The sequence below is a fragment of the Phytopseudomonas flavescens genome, from assembly GCF_900100535.1.
GTDB lineage: Bacteria > Pseudomonadota > Gammaproteobacteria > Pseudomonadales > Pseudomonadaceae > Aquipseudomonas > Aquipseudomonas flavescens.
Genome location: NZ_FNDG01000015.1, coordinates 1 through 17,569 on the forward strand (window position 1 = coordinate 1; position 17,569 = coordinate 17,569).

Below are 17,569 nucleotides of genomic sequence, written 5' to 3' on the forward strand. Positions count from 1 at the left end.
AGCGCATCGCCTGCGAACGGCAGCGCATCGCCAAGGGCATAGAAAACGCCGTAGAGGTTGTTGAACACCACGTACGAGAAGGTGACCAGGGTCATGCCGGCGAGCAGGAACGCCACCAGCATTTCTTCCGCTTGGTTCCAGACACGAGCGACAGCGTGCATGGGGTTATCTCCGTCAATAGAACGGTCGCGAAGCGACGTGAGGGACAGCGACGCCCAGGGCTCGGCAGCCAGGCTGCAGCCTTGACGTGTCTCTGTCGGTAAAGCGGGTGACGACCCCGTTCAGGAGTCGCCACCGGATGGCTCCAGCATGCGGAGCCGGGCGGCCTTAGTTGGCCTGGTTGGCGGCTTCGGCAGCCTTGATCAGGTCGGCACCGATCTCGCCTTCGAACTTCTTCCACACCGGACGCATGGCTTCACGCCACAGTTCGCGCTGTTCGGGCGTCAGGGTGACGATTTCGGTGGTGCCGGCATCGATGATGCGCTGCTTGTCGTTCTGGTTCAGCGCCTCGGCCTGCTTGTTCACCTCGACGGTGACCTCGGCCAGGATCGCGGTCAGCTCGGTACGGATGTCTTCCGGCAGGCCGTCCCAGAACTTGGTGTTGGTGATCACCATGTAGTCCAGCACGCCGTGGTCGGACTCGGTGATGAACTTCTGCACTTCGTGCATCTTCTGGCTGTAGATATTCGAGTAGGGGTTTTCGGCACCATTGACCACGCCAGTCTGCAGGCCTTGATAGACCTCGGCGAAGCTCATCTTGCGCGGCGCGGCGCGCAGGGCCTTGAATTGCTCGTCGAGCACGGCGGAAGCCTGTACGCGGAATTTCAGGCCGCGGGCGTCCTTGGGTTCGACCAGCTTCTTGTTGGCAGACAGCTGCTTCATGCCGTTGTGCCAGTAACCCAGACCGGTGATGCCTTTGCTTTGCATGCTGGTCAGCAGGGATTTGCCTTCAGGGCTTTGCTGGAAACGATCGACGGCGCTGATGTCGTTGAACAGGAACGGCAGGTCGAAGATCTGGATCTGCTTGGTGTAGTGTTCGAACTTGGCCAGGGACGGGGCGATGATCTGTACGTCGCCGAGCAGCAGCGCTTCCATTTCCTTGCCGTCGCCGAACAGCGAGGAGTTCGGGTAGACCTGCACGGTCACCTTGCCGTCCAGGCGCTCGTCGACGAGCTTCTTGAACAGCAGCGCGCCCTGGCCTTTCGGCGTGTGCTCGGCAACCACGTGGGCGAACTTGATGGAGATTGGATCGGCAGCCTGGGCCAGGCCTGCGATGCTCAGCGACAGGGCGCAGACCAGCGCCTTGGCAGTGAAATTGAACATGGGATGCTTCCTCTTGTTGTTGCCTGTCTTGTTGTTGGATGGCGCACCCTCGATGGGGCGCTGAAACGAGCGAACAAGGGCAAGTCGAGGATTGCCGTGGAGACGGCAGCATCGGTTGGCAGCGATTGGCCTGGACCTGTACTTGTTTTTCGCTGGATCGGACTAGAGCAAGTGCTGTGCCATTGTGCGGCGAAACCGCGCAGGGCGGCTTTGCGTCAGACGCAAAGCCGCGTCCGGCATGGCTCGCTTGATTCGCTTGGGATACGCCGCTAGCCATTGCGGCCAGCGGGTTTTACCAGGTGTCTGAAAGAGGAGCGGATTTATCGGCAGGAATCCGCTTATCTATTCGATGTCCTCTGGCGAGCTTCCGCCAGCGTCAGCGAAGTTGAGCGCATGCTTGCGCAATTTGTCGTGCAGGGTCTTGCGCGGCACGCCCAGGGCCTCGGCCAGGCTGCGCAACGAGCCGTGGTTGCGGGTCAGCTCGGCGGCGATCAGCGCGCGCTCGAAGGCCTCGACCTGCTCGCTCAGGCTCCCGGACAGGGGGGCATTGTGCAACGGGCTGTCATGGGACAATTCCAGGCCCAGGTCCAGCCCCAGTGCGAAGCGCTCGCCAGCGTTCTGCAGTTCCCGCACGTTGCCCGGCCAGGGATGACGCAGCAGCAGGGCGCGCTGGCCGGGCTGCAGTTCGCGCTGGGTCAGGCCGTGGCGGGTGCTGGCGTTGTTGGCGAAGTGCTGGAACAGCACCAGGATGTCTTCGCCGCGTTCGCGCAGTGGCGGAATACGCAGTGGGGCGACGTTCAACCGGTAATACAGGTCGGCGCGGAAGCGCCCCTGGTCGGCAGCGGTGCGCAGGTCTTCCTTGGTGGCTGCGATCACGCGGATATCCAGAGGGATCAGCTGGTTGCCGCCAAGGCGTTCGACCACGCGCTCCTGCAGCAGGCGCAGCAGCTTGACCTGCACCTCCAGGCTCATGCTCTCGATCTCGTCGAGGAACAGGGTGCCGCCGTTGGCGAACTCGAATTTGCCGATGCGGCGTTTCTGCGCACCGGTGAAGGCGCCGGGCTCGTGGCCGAACAGCTCGCTTTCCACCACGGATTCGGCCAGTGCGCCGGCGTTGATGGCCACGAACGGACCGTCACGTCGGCTCGACAGGTCGTGCAGGGCGCGCGCCACCACTTCCTTGCCGGCACCGGTTTCACCGAGGATCAGCACATCGGTGCTGATCCCCGCGAGGGAGCCGATCTGCTCGCGCAGGCGCTGGATCGCGGGCGAGTGCCCGACCAGGCGAGCTGACAGTTGCTGGCGGTCGGCAAGGGCCAGACGCAGGCTGCGGTTGTCCAGCACCAGGCGCCGCAGGGCCAGGGCGCGGCGCACGCTTTCCAGCAGGTCTTCGCTGGCGAAGGGCTTCTCCAGGAAGTCGTAGGCACCGGCGCGCATGGCCTGTACGGCCAGGGGCACGTCGCCATGGCCGGTGATCAGTAGAACCGGCAGCTCAGGATCCTGTTCGTGCAGTTGCTTGAGCAATTGCAGGCCGTCGACGCCGGGCATGCGGATATCGCTGACCACCACGCCGGGCCAGCTGCGGTCGATGCGCTCGGCGAGGCCCTTGGCATCGGCCAGGGTGGCGACCTTGAGGCCGGCCAGGTCAAGGGTCTGGCTGAGGGCCTGGCGCAGGTGCGGATCGTCGTCGATCAGCAGGACCTGGGTGCGGGCGTCGATGGTGGTCATACGGCGAAGTCCTCGGGCGGCTGGATGTTCACGCCATTGTCGGCGCTGTGCAGGCGCAGGATCAGGTGAGCCCCCCCTTTGGGGTGGTTGCTGAATAGCAGCTCGCCACCCAGGGCGCGCATCAGGGTGTCGCAGATCGCCAGGCCGAGGCCGAGGCCCTGGGCGCTGGTCTTGGTGGTGAAGAAGGGTTCCCGGGCGTGGGCCAGGGCGGTCTCGGAAAAGCCCGGGCCGTTGTCGCGCAGGTGCAGCTCGACCAGGTCGTCGTGCAGCTCGGTGCTGATCCAGATGCGCCGCGGCTGCGCCCGTTCGCCGAGGGCGTCGAGGGCATTGGCCAGCAGGTTGCTGAGCACCTGGCGCAGGCGGGTTTCGCCGGCCTGCACCCAGAGCGTGGCATCGGGCAAGTCGCGGATCAGTTCCACGTCCATGGCGCGCCGGCGCTTGGCCAGCAGCGCCAGGGCATCGTCGATGGCCGGTTGCAGGGCCACGCTTTCCGGGGCATGCCGGTCGCGCCGGGCGAAGGCGCGCAGGTGAGCGATGATCGAGGCCATGCGCTCGGTAAGCTGGCTGATCAGCTTCAAGTTGCCGCGAGCATCCTCGATGCGTTGGTGATCGAGCAGCACCCCGGCGTTCTCCGCATAGCTGCGGATGGCCGCCAGTGGCTGATTGAGTTCGTGGCTGATGCTGGCGCTCATGGTGCCCAGGGCCGTCAGCTTGCTGGCCTGCACCAGCTCGTCCTGGGCCTGCACCAACTCCTGCTGGGCCTGCTCGCGCTCCAGTACTTCCTGTTTCAGGTGGCTGTTGAGGCGCTCCAGATCCTGGGTACGTTCCTGCACGCGCTGCTCCAGTTCCTGGCGGGCCCGTGTGCTGAGGGCGATGCGGTCGAGGTAGTGACGGCGTCGCTGCATCATCAGGCCGAGGAGCAGAATCAGTACCAGCAGGGCGCCGCCACCGATGGCCACCACCGTGCGTACCGAGCGGTCGAGTGCCACGCGGGGGGCGAGAATGCTGACGCTCCAGCCAGTCTCGTCGAGCACCCGGCTCTGGGTCAGCCAGACATCGGCATCGAGGTGCAGGGGCGGCGGCGATTGGGTCGGGTACGGCTGGATGGCGGCGATGGAAGCACGCTCGGCCTTGTCCAGCGGACGGCTGGCGTGAAACCGCCAGTCCGGCCGCGAGGTGAGGATCACCACGCCATTGCCGTCGGTCACCAGTAGTTGTTCCGGGGTATTGCCCCACAGGCTTTCGGTATGGTCGAGGTCGACCTTGATGACCATGACGCCGATCTTGCGGGTGTCATCGTAGACGGCGGAGGCGAAGTAATAGCCGCGCTTGCCGGAGGTGGTGCCGAGGCCGAAGAAACGTCCCAGGCGGCCGGCCAGGGCTTCCTGGAAGTAGGGCCGGAAGGCGAAGTTGCCGCGCACGAAGGTGTCCTGCTGGTCCCAGTTGGAGGCGGCCAGGGTTTCTCCGGCAGGGTTCATCAGGTAGATCACGTCGGCACCGGTCTGCTGGCGAACCCGCTTGAGCAACTGGTTGGCCGCGGCCTGGGCCGCCTCGTCTGCCGGCGTCGCGAGGACGGTACGCAGGCCTGGCAGGTCGCCAAGAATCGGAGGCAGCACTTCGTAACGGCGCAAGGTACCCAGCAGGTTGGCCACGTACAGGTCGAGGGTCTGACGATTCTGCTCGGTCAGTTCGGCGCGGTAGTAACGCTCGGCCAGGTGCTGCAGCGGCCATAGCAGGGGCGCCAGCAACAGCGCCAGCAGGGCCAGGCTGCGCCAGCGTGGGCGTTTGGGCATGGTGGTGGGAATCGTGTTCATGAAATGCGCGCCGGGAAGACCCGGGCATTATGAGCGCATAAGCTTTCAGCCTGGTAGCCCGGGGCGAGCGCATGCGACGTGTTAAGGCCCTGGGTATCGCTGCGCTCAACCCAGGCTGCGCCGTGGCGTCAGCGTGGGCTGCTCAGGCATTCCAGCAGGCCGTCCTGCCAATCCGGCAGGCATACGTCCCAGCCTTGCTCCAGGCGAGTGCCGTCCAGTCGCGAGTTGAGGGGGCGCTGCGCGGGGGTCGGGTAGTCGGTGGTGGCAATCGGCGTCAGTTGCGCGACGGTTTTGCCTTGGGCCTGCAACTGCGCGGCGATGGCTTCGGCGAAGCCGAACCAGGAGGTCTCGCCACGGGCGGTGAAGTGATAGACGCCCCAGGCTGCGGTCTGCTGCGTTTGCCAGCGCTCGATCAACTGGGCGGTGGCCGCGGCGATGCTGCCCGCCCAGGTGGGTGCGCCGATCTGGTCGGCCACCACGCTGAGCTGCTCGCGTTCCTGCAACAGGCGCTGCATGGTCAGCAGGAAGTTGCGTCCGTGCAGGGAATACACCCAACTGGTGCGCAGGATCAGGTGCTGGCCACCGACCGCGGTGATGGCACGTTCGCCGGCCAGCTTGCTGCGCCCATAGACGCTCAGCGGGTTGGGGGTATCGTCTTCGCGGTAGGCGGCGGGCTTGCTGCCGTCGAACACGTAATCGGTGGAGTAGTGGATCAGCGGCATGTCGAGGTCTGCCGCTTCCTCGGCGAGCACGCCGGGGGCGGTGGCATTGATCGCGAAGGCGGCGCCCGGCTCGCTTTCTGCCGCATCCACTGCCGTGTGAGCGGCGGCATTGACGATCAGTTCGGGGCGCAGGTGGCGTACGGCCTCACGAATGCGCCCGGTATCGGCCAGGTCGAGTTGCTCTCGGCCCAGCACGATGAGCTCGTGCTGCTCACCAAGCAGCAACTGCAGCTCGCGGCTGACCTGGCCGTGCTGGCCGAGCAGAAGGATCTTCATGGAAACAGCTCGGCTTGGTCGAAGCGCAGGCCCTGCTGATCCTTCGCCGACAGGCTGGGTTCGCCTTGCAGGGGCCAATCGATGGCCAGGCTGGGATCATCCCAGCGGATGCAACGCTCATGGGCCGGGGCGTAGTAGTCGGTGGTCTTGTAGAGGAATTCGGCGAATTCGCTGAGCACCAGAAAACCATGGGCGAAGCCTTCCGGTACCCACATCTGGCGCTTGTTGTCGGCGGAAAGATGGGTGCCGACCCACTGGCCGAAGGTCGGCGACTGGCGGCGCAGGTCCACGGCGACGTCATACACTTCGCCCGCCGTGACCCGCACCAGCTTGCCCTGGGCCTGTTGCACCTGATAGTGCAGACCGCGCAACACCCCGCGCTGCGAGCGCGAATGGTTGTCCTGGACGAACTGAAGATTCAGGCTGGTGGCGTCGGCGAACGCCCGGGCATTGAAGCTTTCGAAGAAGAAGCCCCGCTCATCACCGAACACCTTGGGTTGCAGAATGAGTACATCGGGGATTTCGGTTTGGATGACTTGCATCAATTGTCCTCGGCCAGCCCGAACAGGTACTGGCCATAGCCGGTTTTGCCAAGCGCCTTGGCCTGTTGCAGCAGGCGGTCACGATCGATCCAGTCCTGCCCATAGGCGATTTCTTCCAGGCAGGCGACCTTCAGACCCTGGCGGTGCTCGATGGTTTGCACGTATTGCGAGGCTTCCAGCAGGCTGTCGTGGGTGCCGGTGTCGAGCCAGGCGAAGCCACGGCCGAGGCGTTCCACGCGCAGATTACCGCGCTGCAGGTAGGCATTGTTGACGTCGGTGATTTCCAGTTCGCCACGTGGCGAAGGCTTGACTGCCTTGGCGATTTCGATCACGTCGTTGTCGTAGAAATACAGCCCGGTCACCGCATACTGGGAGCGCGGCTGTGCTGGTTTTTCCTCGATGGAAATGGCCTGGCCCTGGGCATCGAATTCGACCACGCCGAAGCGCTGCGGGTCCTTGACCCAGTAGCCGAAGACCGTGGCGCCCTTGTCCGCAGCGGCCGCACGCAGCAGTTTTTCGGTGAAGTGCTGACCGTGGAAGATGTTGTCGCCGAGGATCAGGCACACCGAGTCGTCACCGATGAACGGCTCGCCAATGATGAAGGCGCGTGCCAGGCCATCCGGCTCGGGCTGTTCGGCGTAGCTCAGTTGCAGGCCGAACTGACTGCCGTCGCCAAGCATCTTCTGGAACTGCGGCAGGTCGTGGGGCGTGGAAATGATCAGGATCTCGCGGATGCCGGCCAGCATCAGCACCGACAGCGGGTAGTAGATCATCGGCTTGTCGTAGATCGGCAGCAGTTGCTTGGACACGCCCAGGGTGATCGGGTGCAGCCGGGTGCCGGAACCGCCGGCGAGAATGATGCCTTTCACTGTTGTTGCTCCTTGGGGGCGCCGAGCCGCTCACGCTGATAGCTGCCGTCCTGTACGCGGCGGCACCAGTCGAGGTTGTCCAGGTACCAGCGCACGGTCTTGCGCAGGCCGCTGGGGAAGGTCTCTTCCGGCGTCCAGCCCAGCTCGCGCTCGATCTTGCCGGCGTCGATGGCGTAGCGCAGGTCGTGGCCGGGGCGGTCGGTGACGAAGGTGATCTGCTCGCGGTAGGAGCCCGCCGCGCGCGGCTGCAGCTCGTCGAGCAGGTCGCAGATGGCCTGTACCACGTCGAGGTTCTTCTGCTCGTTGTGGCCGCCGATGTTGTAGGTCTCGCCCACCGCGCCGCGGCTGACCACCTGCAGCAGGGCGCGGGCATGGTCCTCGACGAACAGCCAGTCGCGCACCTGCTGGCCGTTGCCATATACCGGCAGCGGCTTGCCATCCAGGGCGTTGAGGATGACCAGCGGGATCAGCTTCTCCGGGAAGTGGTACGGGCCGTAGTTGTTCGAACAGTTGGTCAGCAGCACGGGGAGGCCGTAGGTGCGCTGCCAGGCGCGCACCAGGTGGTCGGACGCGGCCTTGCTGGCCGAGTAGGGCGAGCTGGGGGCGTAGGGTGTCTGCTCGGTGAACAGGTCGTCGACGCCGTGCAGGTCGCCATACACCTCATCGGTGGAAATGTGATGGAAGCGGAAGGCCTGGCGACGCTGTTCGTCCAGCCCTAGCCAGTAGGCGCGGGTGGCCTCGAGCAGGGCGTAGGTGCCGACGATGTTGGTCTGGATGAACGCCGCAGGGCCGTCGATGGAGCGGTCTACGTGGGACTCGGCCGCCAGGTGCATGATGGCGTCCGGCTGAAAACGCTGCAGGGCATCGGCCACCGCGGCCTGGTCGCCGATGTCCGCCTGCACGAAGCGGTAGCGCGGGTCGTTCTCGACTTGCCGCAAGGATTCCAGATTGCCGGCGTAGGTCAGCTTGTCGAGATTGAGCACCTCATGATCGGTATCGTTGATCAGGTGGCGAATCAGCGCGGAGCCAATGAAGCCCGCGCCGCCGGTGACGAGAATGCGCATGAAGGATAACCCGACGGTAAAAGTGTGAAGTATGCCTGCCCGGCAGGTTTTGCGTACAGCGGGCAAGCCCCGGCCGCTTCCGCGAGCCGGGGTGGCGCGTGCCATGAGCCGGGTGCGGCTGGCGGTTTACAGTCGCGCGCTGGAAAAGGTGTCGCAGGCACTGACCTGGCCACCCTCGAAGCCGGTGGTGAACCAGCGCACGCGCTGCTCCGAGGTGCCGTGGGTGAAGGAGTCGGGCACCACCCTGCCGTGGGCCTGTTGCTGCAGGCGATCGTCGCCGATGGCGTTGGCGGCGTTCAGGGCTTCTTCGAGGTCACCGGGCTCGAGCCAGTCCAGGCGCCGCTGTGCGTGGTGCGCCCAGATCCCGGCCAGACAGTCGGCCTGCAGTTCCTGGCGAACCAGCAGGCCGTTGGCGCCTTCCAGGTTCTCGCCGCGCTGGCGCGCCGCAGCGACCTTGGCGGAGACGCCCAGCAGGGTCTGCACGTGGTGGCCGACCTCGTGGGCGATCACATAGGCCTGGGCAAAGTCGCCCGCCGCGCCGTAGCGCTGTTCCAAGTCACGGAAGAAACTCAGATCCAGATAGACCTGCTTGTCGCCCGGGCAATAGAAGGGGCCGACCGCCGAATTGGCGAAGCCGCAGGCGGAGTTCACGCCGCCATCGAACAGCACCAGCGTCGGATCCTGATACTGGCGATTGGCGGACTGGAAGATATCGCGCCAGGTGTCTTCGGTATCGCCGAGGATCGCCCGCACGAATTGCGACTGTTCGTCATCCGCCGCTGGCTGCTCCGTCTGGCTGGTGCTGTAGCCGCCCGACTGGCCGGCCAGCTGGCCGAGAATCTGCAACGGATCCTGGCCCATTAGCAGGCCGACCACCACCACGATGGCGATACCGCCCAGGCCCAGGCCGCGGCCACCGCCGAAGCGTGACCCACCGCTGCCGCGGGCATCCACCACGTTGTCACTGCGTCGTGCTCGTTTCCAGCGCATGGCATTGTCCTTTCAATCAGTTGCCCGGGTAGCTACTGACCACGCTTTCCTCGCCGCGTGCGTCCAGGCCGATGACCTGATAAGCGTCGCGGATGTCGCCGCGCTCCATGCCTGGCGCGCCGGTGGGCATGCCCGGTGCGGCGATGCCGAGCAGATCCGGGCGCCGGCGCAGGGCGAGGATGTCCGCCGCCGGCACATGGCCCTCGACGAATTTGCCGTCGATCACGGCGGTGTGGCAGGAGCCCAGATGCTCGGGCACGCCGAGGCGCTGTTTGACCCTATGCATGTCGGTCTCGACATGGTCGTTGACCTGGAAGCCGTTGGCCTGCAGATGGCTGATCCAGCCCTTGCAGCAACCGCAGTTGGCATCGCGGTGGACGTCGATGGTCGGTGGCTCGGCGGCCTGGGCGATGCCGGCGAACAGGCCGGCGAGCAACAGCAGTGGGCGCATGCTGGAATCCTCGGTAGGGTTCCGCGAGCATAGCGCCGTGGCAGCACATTTACCTCATTCGATGGCTTCGTAGGGCAGCCCCACGTAATTCTCGGCGATGCTGGTGCGGCCCGCCTCGGAGCCGACGAAGTAATCCAGTTCGGTCTGGCGCATGCGCACGGTGAAGGCGTCGGTATCCGGAAAGTTGTGCAGCAGCCCGGTCATCCACCAGGAAAACCGCTCGGCTTTCCACACGCGACGCAGGCAGATCGCCGAGTAGCGTTCGAGCAGCTCGGTACGGCCTTCGCGGTAAACCTCGAGCAGGATGCGGTACAGCGTGCTGACATCGCTGGCGGCCAGGTTGAGGCCCTTGGCGCCGGTCGGCGGCACGATGTGGGCAGCGTCGCCGAGCAGGAACAGGCGGCCATACTGCATGGGCTCGACGACGAAGCTGCGCAGCGGGGCGATGCTCTTCTCGAGGGACGGGCCGGTCACCAGATTGGCCGCGGTCTCCGCTGGCAGGCGCGCTCTGAGTTCATCCCAGAAGCGCTCGTCGGACCAGTCCTCCACCTGTTCCTCGAGGCCCACCTGCACGTAGTAGCGGGTGCGCGTCGCCGAGCGCATGCTGCACAGGGCGAAGCCACGCGGGTGGCTGGCGTAGATCAGTTCCTCGGCCACCGGCGGCGTGTCGGCCAGGACGCCCAGCCAGCCAAACGGATAGACCCGCTCGAACACCTGCAGGGTGTCGGCGGGAATCGATTGACGTGACACGCCATGAAAGCCGTCGCAGCCGGCGATGTAGTCGCAGTCGAGGCGATGCTCGATGCCATCCTTGCGGTAGGTGACGTGGGGCGAGCCGTCCTTCAGGTCGTGCAGGCGCACGTCGCTGACGTCGTAGTGAGTGGTTGCGCCGCTGGCGGCGCGGGCTCGCATCAGGTCGCGGGTGACTTCGGTCTGGCCGTAGATCATTACCGTCTTGCCGCCGCTCAGGCCCTTGAGGTCGATGCGTTCGCGACGGCCGTCGAAGGCCAGCTCGAAGCCGTCGTGCACCAGCCCCTCGCGGTCCATGCGCGCGCCCACGCCAGCCTCGCGCAGCAGATCCACCATGCCTTGCTCGAGCACCCCGGCGCGTATGCGGCCGAGCACGTAGTCGGGTGTCTGCCGTTCGAGAATGACGGTGTCGATGCCCGCCTGGTGCAGCAACTGGCCGAGCAGCAGGCCGGATGGGCCGGCTCCGATAATGGCGACGGAGGTTTTCATGGGCTGTCCTCGATATTGTTGTAGGGACCGTTGTCCTTGTATTTTTGATGGGTCCTGGCCGCTGGATAAGGCAAATTCACCTCGTTTACTTGGACTTTCGTAAACTCCGTTCGCCTATCGGCCATTTTCCTCGGGAACGCACCATGAGCCAGCAGCAGATCGCCGTGCCGGTATTCAAGTTGTATGGCGACACCCTGGAGTGGCCGACGCCCGACCTGCTGCACTGCGAGTCGATCGCCAAGCGCAGCCGCCTGCACGACTGGGTGATCGCGCCCCATCGCCATCCGGATCTGCTGCAACTGCTGTATCTGCGCCATGGCCGGGCGCTGATCGAGGTGGAAGGCGTACAGTCGCGCATCGAAGAGGCCGCGCTGCAGGTGCTGCCGCCGCTGTGCGTGCACGGCTTCCGGTTTTCCGACGATGTCGACGGCTACGTGCTGACCCTGGCGGCGCCGCTGGTCACGCAACTGGAGGCGCACCTGGGCGCCCGCCATCCGGTGTTCAACGCACCGGCGCGATATCCGGTCGGTGCTGACCGGCCCTACCTGGATACCCTGTTCGATGCCCTCGACCGGGAGTACGAGCACAGCGCGCCAGCGCGTAACCTGTTGCTGCAGTCGCTGGTCGGCATGCTGTCGGTGTGGCTCGGTCGTCAGCTGCTGGTGCGCCAGGCCGCTGACCGGCCGCTGCGGGGCGAGCGCCATCTGGTCGCCTTCAACCGCCTGGTGGAGCAGCATTTTCGCGAGCAGCTGTCGGTCGAGGAATACGCTCGGCGGCTGGGCATCACCACCGCCCACCTCAACGGCATGACCCGCCGCTACGCCGGGCAGAGCGCCCAGGCGCTGATCCACCAGCGCCAGTTGCTAGAGGCCAAGCGTCTGCTGGTGTATTCGTCCATGACCCTGGGCCAGATCGCCGACGCCCTGCAGTTCTCCGAGCCGGCGTATTTTTCGCGCTTCTTCAAGCGCCTTACCGGCCTGACACCCAGCGCGTTCCGTCGTCAGCGCTAGGCGCGTGGCTCGGCAGCTTTTCCCGACGGAGGGTATCGTGAAATAATGATTCTCATTTGCCATTATCTCTCCTGGGCCGTCGACCATCGGGGGCTCAGCCGAGGTGGCATCAGGCCTTAATCTTCTGGACGAATGCATGGTTGATCACGAGCAGCATCGAGCGTTTGACGCGCTGTATGGCGAACATCACCCATGGCTCAAGCGCTGGCTGCAGCGCCGCCTGAACTGCCCGGAGGTGGCGGCCGATCTGGCCCAGGACACCTTCGTCCGGGTACTGGCCAAACGTGCCGGCGAACGCATCGAGCAGCCCAAGGCCTACCTGTCGACAATCGCCCACGGCCTGCTGGTGAATTTCCTGCGGCGTCGGCAATTGGAGCAGAGCTACCTCGAGGCCCTGGCGCAGTTGCCCGAGCACCTGGTGCCCTCGCCGGAGGAGCGTTGGCAACTGCTGCAGACCCTGCAGGCCATCGATGTCATGCTCGATGGCCTGCCGGCCAAGGTTCGCCGTGCTTTCCTGCTGTGTCAGCTGGAGGGTCTGACGCACCGGCAGATCGCCGAGCGGCTCGGTGTCTCGAGCAGTTCGGTGCGCCAGTACATCGCCCGCGCGTTGCTGCACTGCATGGCCGCGCTGGCCCGGGAGCAACGCTGATGGGCGGCTCCACGCCTCGCCGCCTGGCGCAGGCCCAGCAGCAGGCGGCCGACTGGTACGCCCGGCTGTCGTCCGGCCAGGTGGATGATGCCCAGCGCAGCCGCTGGCAGCAATGGCTGCAGGCGGCGCCGGAGCATGCGGCCGCCTGGGCCCAGGTGGAAGAGGTGGTCGGGCGTTTCCAGGGGCTGCCCGCCGACATCGCTCACGGTACCCTGCAGCGAGCGGGCGTCGATCGTCGTGCAGCACTCAAGCTGCTCAGTGCGTCCGTGGCCGTTGGGGGCAGCGCCTTCTGGGGCATGCGCAGCGAGCTGTGGCAGCGGTCGTTCGCCGACTACCGCACGGCCACCGCCGAGCGGCGGCAGTGGATCCTCGCCGATGGCACCGTGCTGCACCTGAATGCACGCAGCGCCGTGGACGTGCGTTTCGACCAGGCGCAGCGCCTGCTGCACCTGTATCACGGCGAAATCACCGTCGACACCGGCCATGCCCCGGCCTACGCCGCGATTCCCTTCCTGGTGCAGACCTCGCGCGGCAGCCTGCGGGTCATGGGCACGCGGTTCATGGTCAGCGACCTGGATGGCGAGGTCGAGGTGTCGCTGTTCGAGGGGGCGCTGCGCGTGCAGCCGTCCGCCGCCCCGCCCCACGACCTGGCGGCGGGCCAGGCCCTGCGCCTGGGACCCGGCGCGACGTGGCAGGTCTATCCCGTCGATCCACACGTAGCGGCCTGGGAGCAGGGGCTGATCTTCGCCGATGGCATGCCATTGGCGCGTTACCTGCGCCATCTGGCGCAGCACCGCCGCGGCTTGCTGGGGTGCGACGCGCGGGCCGGTGCCCTGCTGGTGTCGGGGGTGTTCGCCCTCGACGACAGTGACCGTCTGCTGCAGCAGCTCGAGCGGATCCTGCCGGTGAAGGTGCGTTATTTCTCGCGCTACTGGGTCCGGGTCGAGGCCCTGACGGCGGCGCGCTGAAAAAATAATCGGCCGATGCCTGACACTTTCGCGTCCTCGCTTGGCTTCCATGGTGCCAACCACCGTATGGAGCTCGCTTCGTGAACACGTCCACCCCATCGCGCCCGTCGGCGCGCGTTTCCCGTTTCAATTGCAGCCTCTTTGCCTGCCTGGTCCTGGGGCTGCCCCTGGAAAGCCACGCTGGCCCGGCCGAGGCCACGTCCAGCCCGCGCGTCGCGATCGGCGCCGGCTCCTTGGCCCAGGCGCTGTCGAGCTTCGCCGCCAGCCAGGGTGTCGCGTTGATCTTCGACACCCGGCTGACCCAGGGGCTCAGCACGCCTGGGTTGCAGGGCCGGTACGGGCTGCACGAGGGGTTCGTCGCCCTGCTCGAGGGAACCGGCCTCGAAGTGGTGGGCAGCGGCCAGGACCTGCGCCTGCAGCGGCGCGATGCGCTGACCCTGGACAGCACCCGCGTCGAGTCCAGCCGCGACGCCCTGGGCAGCACCACCGAGGGCAGTGGTTCCTACACCACCGGCAGCATGGCAGTGGCGACCCGCCTGCCGCTGTCTATTCGCCAGACCCCGCAGTCGGTCAGCGTGGTCACCCGCAAGCGCATGGATGACCAGGGTATGACGCGCCTGGAGGACGCGCTCAAGCAGGTCGCCGGCGTCAACGTGCTGTATGAGACCCCGGAGCAGGTTCGTTTCTATTCCCGTGGTTTCGCCATGGACAACGTGCAGGAGAACGGCGCCACCTCCTTCTTCCAGGGCAGCGTGCCGGGCATGGGCTCGGCCGAGGCGTCGAGCGATTCGCCGGACATGGCCATCTACGACCGGGTCGAAGTGTTGCGCGGCGCCGCCGGCCTGACCCAGGGAAGCGGCGAGCCCGGCGGTACCGTCAACCTGGTGCGCAAGGCTGCCACCCGCGATTTCCAGGCCTCCACCCGCTTCAGCGCCGGCACCTGGGACAAGTACCGCAACGAAGTCGACGTGTCGGGCCCGCTGAGCGACGGCGGCGCCCTGCGCGGCCGGCTGGTCACCGCCTACCAGGAGAGCCAGTCCTTCGTCGATCACGTGGACTCCGACCGCCAGCTGGTCTTCACCACCCTGGCCTACGACATCACGCCGGACACCACCCTCAGCGGCGGTTACCTCTGGCAGAAGTCGCACACCGTGCCCAATCTCTACGGCGTGCCCATGTCCACCGGCTATGGCAGCCTGGACCTGCCGCGCTCGACCTTCCTCGGCGCCAGCTGGAACCACCGGGTATACGAGAAGGACAACCTGTTCGCCGAGGTCGCGCACCGCTTCAGCGACGCGTGGCACCTGAGCGGGTCGCTGAACTACACCCGTTCCAATTCCGAGGGCGAATTCATCGGTGTGTTCGGCAACGGCACCGCCGGGGTCGGCAGTGCCGGGACGGCGCGGCTCAACAACTACATCGCCCGTGAGGGGCAGAGCGACCAGTATGCCGCCAGCCTCAATCTCGACGGCCGCTTCGCCCTGCTGGGGCGCGAGCACGACCTGGTGCTGGGGGGCGACTACCAGCTCGAGCACTACGACAACCTGCTCGGTACGTCCGCGCAGACGTCGCTGGTCGATGTCTACGGTTTCGACCCGACCAGTATCCCGCGCCGTCAGTTCGCCTACACCAACCGCTTTCGCTACGACAGTTACCAGCGCGGGGTCTACGCCACCACCCGCTTCAACCTGAGCGACGAACTGAGGCTGATCCTCGGCAGCCGTTACAGCGACTTCTACTTCAATTCACGCTTCCGCAACCTGGCCAGGGACACCGAGCGGCGCTCGCCCTACCGCGAGACCGGCGAGCTGACACCCTACGGCGGCGTGGTCTGGGATTTCGCCGAAGCCCTGTCGTGGTACGCCAGCTACACCCGCATCTTCAAGCCGCAGGACCTGGTCGACGAGTCGGGCAGCCCGCTCGCGCCGATCGTCGGCGCCAACTACGAGACCGGCGTCAAGGGCGAGTTCTTCGACGGCGGCCTCAACCTTTCGGCCGCGGTGTTCCGCATCCTCCAGGAGAACCGTGCCATCGACAACGGCAACACCGCTTGTGTGCTCAACTGCTACGAGGCCGCCGGCAAGGTCCGCAGTCAGGGCATCGAGCTGGAGGCCTCCGGCGCCCTGAGCGAGCGCTGGCAGCTGTACGCGGGCTATACCTTCAGCCGCAGCGAATACCGCGAGGACGTACCGGGCGGCGCGCAGGCCGGCGACACCTTCCAGAAGGCCTTCCCCAAGCACCTGCTGCGCCTGTACAGCGACTATCGCCTGCCGCTGGCGAGCGACCGTCTGAGCGTGGGCGCCGGGCTGACCACCCAGGACAGCACCAGCACCAGCCGCGACATGTACCAGGGCGGCTATACGCTGTTCAATGCGCACCTGGCCTTCCGCGTCGATCCGCACCTGACCCTGAGCCTGGTGGGCAACAACCTCGGCGACAAGTCCTACTACATTCCGGTTTCCAACCGGCATCGCGGCGGCAACAACTTCTATGGCGAACCGCGTAATGCCGCCTTGACGGTGAACTGGACCTACTGAAACCTGCCCGCGGTGCCGGCACGGAGGAGACGGTGCGGCTGGCCTATGCTCAGTGCGATGACAGCCAAGGAGCCCGCCCATGTCGATCGTGTCGCTCGCCCGCGTATATCTCGTCGTGCAACTGCTGCTGCTGGGTGCCGCCGGCATCCTCTATGGCCTGTGGCCCCATGAAATGGCGTCGCTCAGCGGCATGCTGATGATGGAGTCGGCAGCGGTGACCGACGTGCGTGCCCGCTACGGCGGCCTACCGCTCGGCCTGGCGCTGTTCCTCGGCCTCGCGGCGTGGCACCAGGCCCTGCTGCGCCCGGCGCTGATTCTGCTGCTGGTGCTGTATGCCGGGCTGGCGCTGGCGCGCCTGACCGGGATCGTCCTCGACGGTGGCGCACAACAGACCTTCAACCTCTGGGCCATCCTTTTCGAACTGCTGTGCGCCGCCGCCGCGGCCTGGCTGCTTCGCGCCGGACGCTAGGGTCTGACGCAGCGGTGCGGGCAGGCGCTATGATGGCCGCTCTCCAGGCGACGGTGGGCTGATGCGATGTACAAATCCGGACAGCGGGTACTGGCGGCGTTGCGGCAGATGATCGCCTGTGGCGAACTGGCGGCGGGTGAGCGGGTTGCCGAGATTCCCACCGCCGAGCGGCTGCAGGTTTCCCGCACGCCGGTGCGCATCGCTTTTCGTACGCTCGAGCAGGAAGGGCTGCTCTGCAAGGCCCCTGGCCGCGGTTACACGGTTCGTGCGGTGACCGACGAGGATATCGCCGGCGCCGTGGAGGTACGCGGCGTGCTGGAGGGGCTGGCGGCGCGCCAGGCTGCCGAGCGGGGCCTCTGCGAGGATGTGCGCAGCCGCCTGCATGCCTGCCTGGTGGAGGGGGACCGGTTGTTCGAGAAAGGCCATGTGGTGATGGAGGAACTGGAGGCCTATCACGACCTCAACAAGCGCTTTCACCAGGCGATCATCGAGGCCAGCGGCAACAGCGCCATCGCCGTGGCCCTGTCGCGCAACGATCATCTGCCCTTCGCCTCGGTCAGTTCCCTGGCGGTGGATGGCAACGACCTGCCGCGCGAATACCGGCGCTTCAGCTTCGCCCATATGCAGCATCACGCCGTCTACGACGCGCTCGTCAACGGCCAGGGGGCCCGTGCCGAAGGCATCATGCGCGAGCATGCCAACGCCACCCTGCGTTATGCCCGTACGGTGCAACGGGGTGATTCGAGCGAGACGGCGATGACCGTGTTGCGGCATGGCTGAGAGCGGGTCAGGTTGCTCGATCCGTTACGCGCTGGAGAGCGATGCCGAGGCGATCGGTCTGCTCATCGTGCGGACCTTGCGGTTCAGCAACGCCGAGGATTATCCGCCCGAAGTGATCGAGCGGGTGGCGGGTAATGT

The 17,569-nt window shown here is 66.0% G+C and carries 16 protein-coding genes and 1 pseudogene; 6 read left to right on the forward strand and 11 right to left on the reverse strand.

Translation table 11 applies throughout. From position 1 onward, the window contains the following. The 11 genes and pseudogenes from BLR94_RS27990 to pobA all read right to left on the reverse strand — a co-directional run. Positions 1–161: pseudogene (locus tag BLR94_RS27990) on the reverse strand (C4-dicarboxylate ABC transporter); the annotation flags it as partial. Positions 162–327: 166 nt separating this feature from the next. Beyond that, entirely contained in the window at positions 328–1,323 is a 996-nt protein-coding gene (dctP, locus tag BLR94_RS18035; protein WP_084307533.1) for a C4-dicarboxylate TRAP substrate-binding protein DctP, read from the reverse strand. A 342-nt stretch (positions 1,324–1,665) separates the two neighbouring features. Beyond that, the gene (locus tag BLR94_RS18040) at positions 1,666–3,051 is read right to left on the reverse strand and encodes a sigma-54-dependent transcriptional regulator (RefSeq protein ID WP_084307532.1); all 1,386 of its coding nucleotides are present in this window, start codon (positions 3,049–3,051) and stop codon (positions 1,666–1,668) included. Then, the gene (locus BLR94_RS18045) at positions 3,048–4,865 is read right to left on the reverse strand and encodes a sensor histidine kinase (protein WP_175154245.1); all 1,818 of its coding nucleotides are present in this window, start codon (positions 4,863–4,865) and stop codon (positions 3,048–3,050) included. The genes BLR94_RS18040 and BLR94_RS18045 overlap by 4 nt, the downstream gene beginning before the upstream one ends. 128 nt (positions 4,866–4,993) lie before the next feature. Continuing rightward, on the reverse strand, positions 4,994–5,863 hold the full coding sequence (gene rfbD / locus BLR94_RS18050) for a dTDP-4-dehydrorhamnose reductase (RefSeq protein WP_084307531.1): 870 nt from the start codon (positions 5,861–5,863) through the stop codon (positions 4,994–4,996). Next, complete coding sequence (gene rfbC / locus BLR94_RS18055) at positions 5,860–6,405, reverse strand: dTDP-4-dehydrorhamnose 3,5-epimerase (RefSeq protein WP_084307530.1); 546 nt, start codon at positions 6,403–6,405, stop codon at positions 5,860–5,862. Before rfbC ends, rfbD begins: the two co-directional genes overlap by 4 nt. After that, a complete protein-coding gene (rfbA, locus tag BLR94_RS18060; RefSeq protein WP_084307529.1) occupies positions 6,405–7,274 on the reverse strand; it encodes a glucose-1-phosphate thymidylyltransferase RfbA in 870 nt (289 codons plus the stop codon). The genes rfbC and rfbA overlap by 1 nt, the downstream gene beginning before the upstream one ends. Continuing rightward, entirely contained in the window at positions 7,271–8,338 is a 1,068-nt protein-coding gene (rfbB, locus tag BLR94_RS18065) for a dTDP-glucose 4,6-dehydratase (RefSeq protein WP_084307528.1), read from the reverse strand. Before rfbB ends, rfbA begins: the two co-directional genes overlap by 4 nt. A gap of 126 nt (positions 8,339–8,464) precedes the next feature. Continuing rightward, positions 8,465–9,328, reverse strand: a complete 864-nt coding sequence (ypfJ, locus tag BLR94_RS18070) for a KPN_02809 family neutral zinc metallopeptidase (protein ID WP_084307527.1) — start codon at positions 9,326–9,328, stop codon at positions 8,465–8,467. A gap of 16 nt (positions 9,329–9,344) precedes the next feature. Then, complete coding sequence (locus BLR94_RS18075) at positions 9,345–9,779, reverse strand: DUF411 domain-containing protein (protein ID WP_084307526.1); 435 nt, start codon at positions 9,777–9,779, stop codon at positions 9,345–9,347. 54 nt (positions 9,780–9,833) lie between these two features. Then, the gene (pobA, locus tag BLR94_RS18080) at positions 9,834–11,018 is read right to left on the reverse strand and encodes a 4-hydroxybenzoate 3-monooxygenase (protein ID WP_084307525.1); all 1,185 of its coding nucleotides are present in this window, start codon (positions 11,016–11,018) and stop codon (positions 9,834–9,836) included. A 143-nt stretch (positions 11,019–11,161) separates the two neighbouring features. On the opposite strand from pobA, the gene BLR94_RS18085 reads away from it, so the two are divergent. The 6 genes from BLR94_RS18085 to BLR94_RS18110 all read left to right on the forward strand — a co-directional run bounded on the left by BLR94_RS18085 (position 11,162) and on the right by BLR94_RS18110 (position 17,431). Next, positions 11,162–12,028, forward strand: coding sequence for a helix-turn-helix domain-containing protein (locus tag BLR94_RS18085; RefSeq protein ID WP_084307524.1), 867 nt, complete (start codon positions 11,162–11,164; stop codon positions 12,026–12,028). Positions 12,029–12,164: 136 nt separating this feature from the next. Continuing rightward, a complete protein-coding gene (locus tag BLR94_RS18090; protein WP_084307523.1) occupies positions 12,165–12,677 on the forward strand; it encodes a sigma-70 family RNA polymerase sigma factor in 513 nt (170 codons plus the stop codon). Next, complete coding sequence (locus BLR94_RS18095; RefSeq protein ID WP_084307522.1) at positions 12,677–13,645, forward strand: FecR domain-containing protein; 969 nt, start codon at positions 12,677–12,679, stop codon at positions 13,643–13,645. The genes BLR94_RS18090 and BLR94_RS18095 overlap by 1 nt, the downstream gene beginning before the upstream one ends. An 80-nt stretch (positions 13,646–13,725) precedes the next feature. Beyond that, positions 13,726–16,182 carry a TonB-dependent siderophore receptor gene (locus BLR94_RS18100; RefSeq protein WP_084307521.1) on the forward strand — a complete coding sequence of 819 codons (2,457 nt, stop codon included), beginning with the start codon at positions 13,726–13,728 and terminating at the stop codon, positions 16,180–16,182. Positions 16,183–16,261: 79 nt separating this feature from the next. Beyond that, complete coding sequence (locus BLR94_RS18105) at positions 16,262–16,651, forward strand: DUF4345 family protein (protein WP_084307520.1); 390 nt, start codon at positions 16,262–16,264, stop codon at positions 16,649–16,651. Positions 16,652–16,717: 66 nt separating this feature from the next. Beyond that, entirely contained in the window at positions 16,718–17,431 is a 714-nt protein-coding gene (locus BLR94_RS18110; RefSeq protein ID WP_084307519.1) for a GntR family transcriptional regulator, read from the forward strand. Positions 17,432–17,569: the final 138 nt, after the last annotated feature.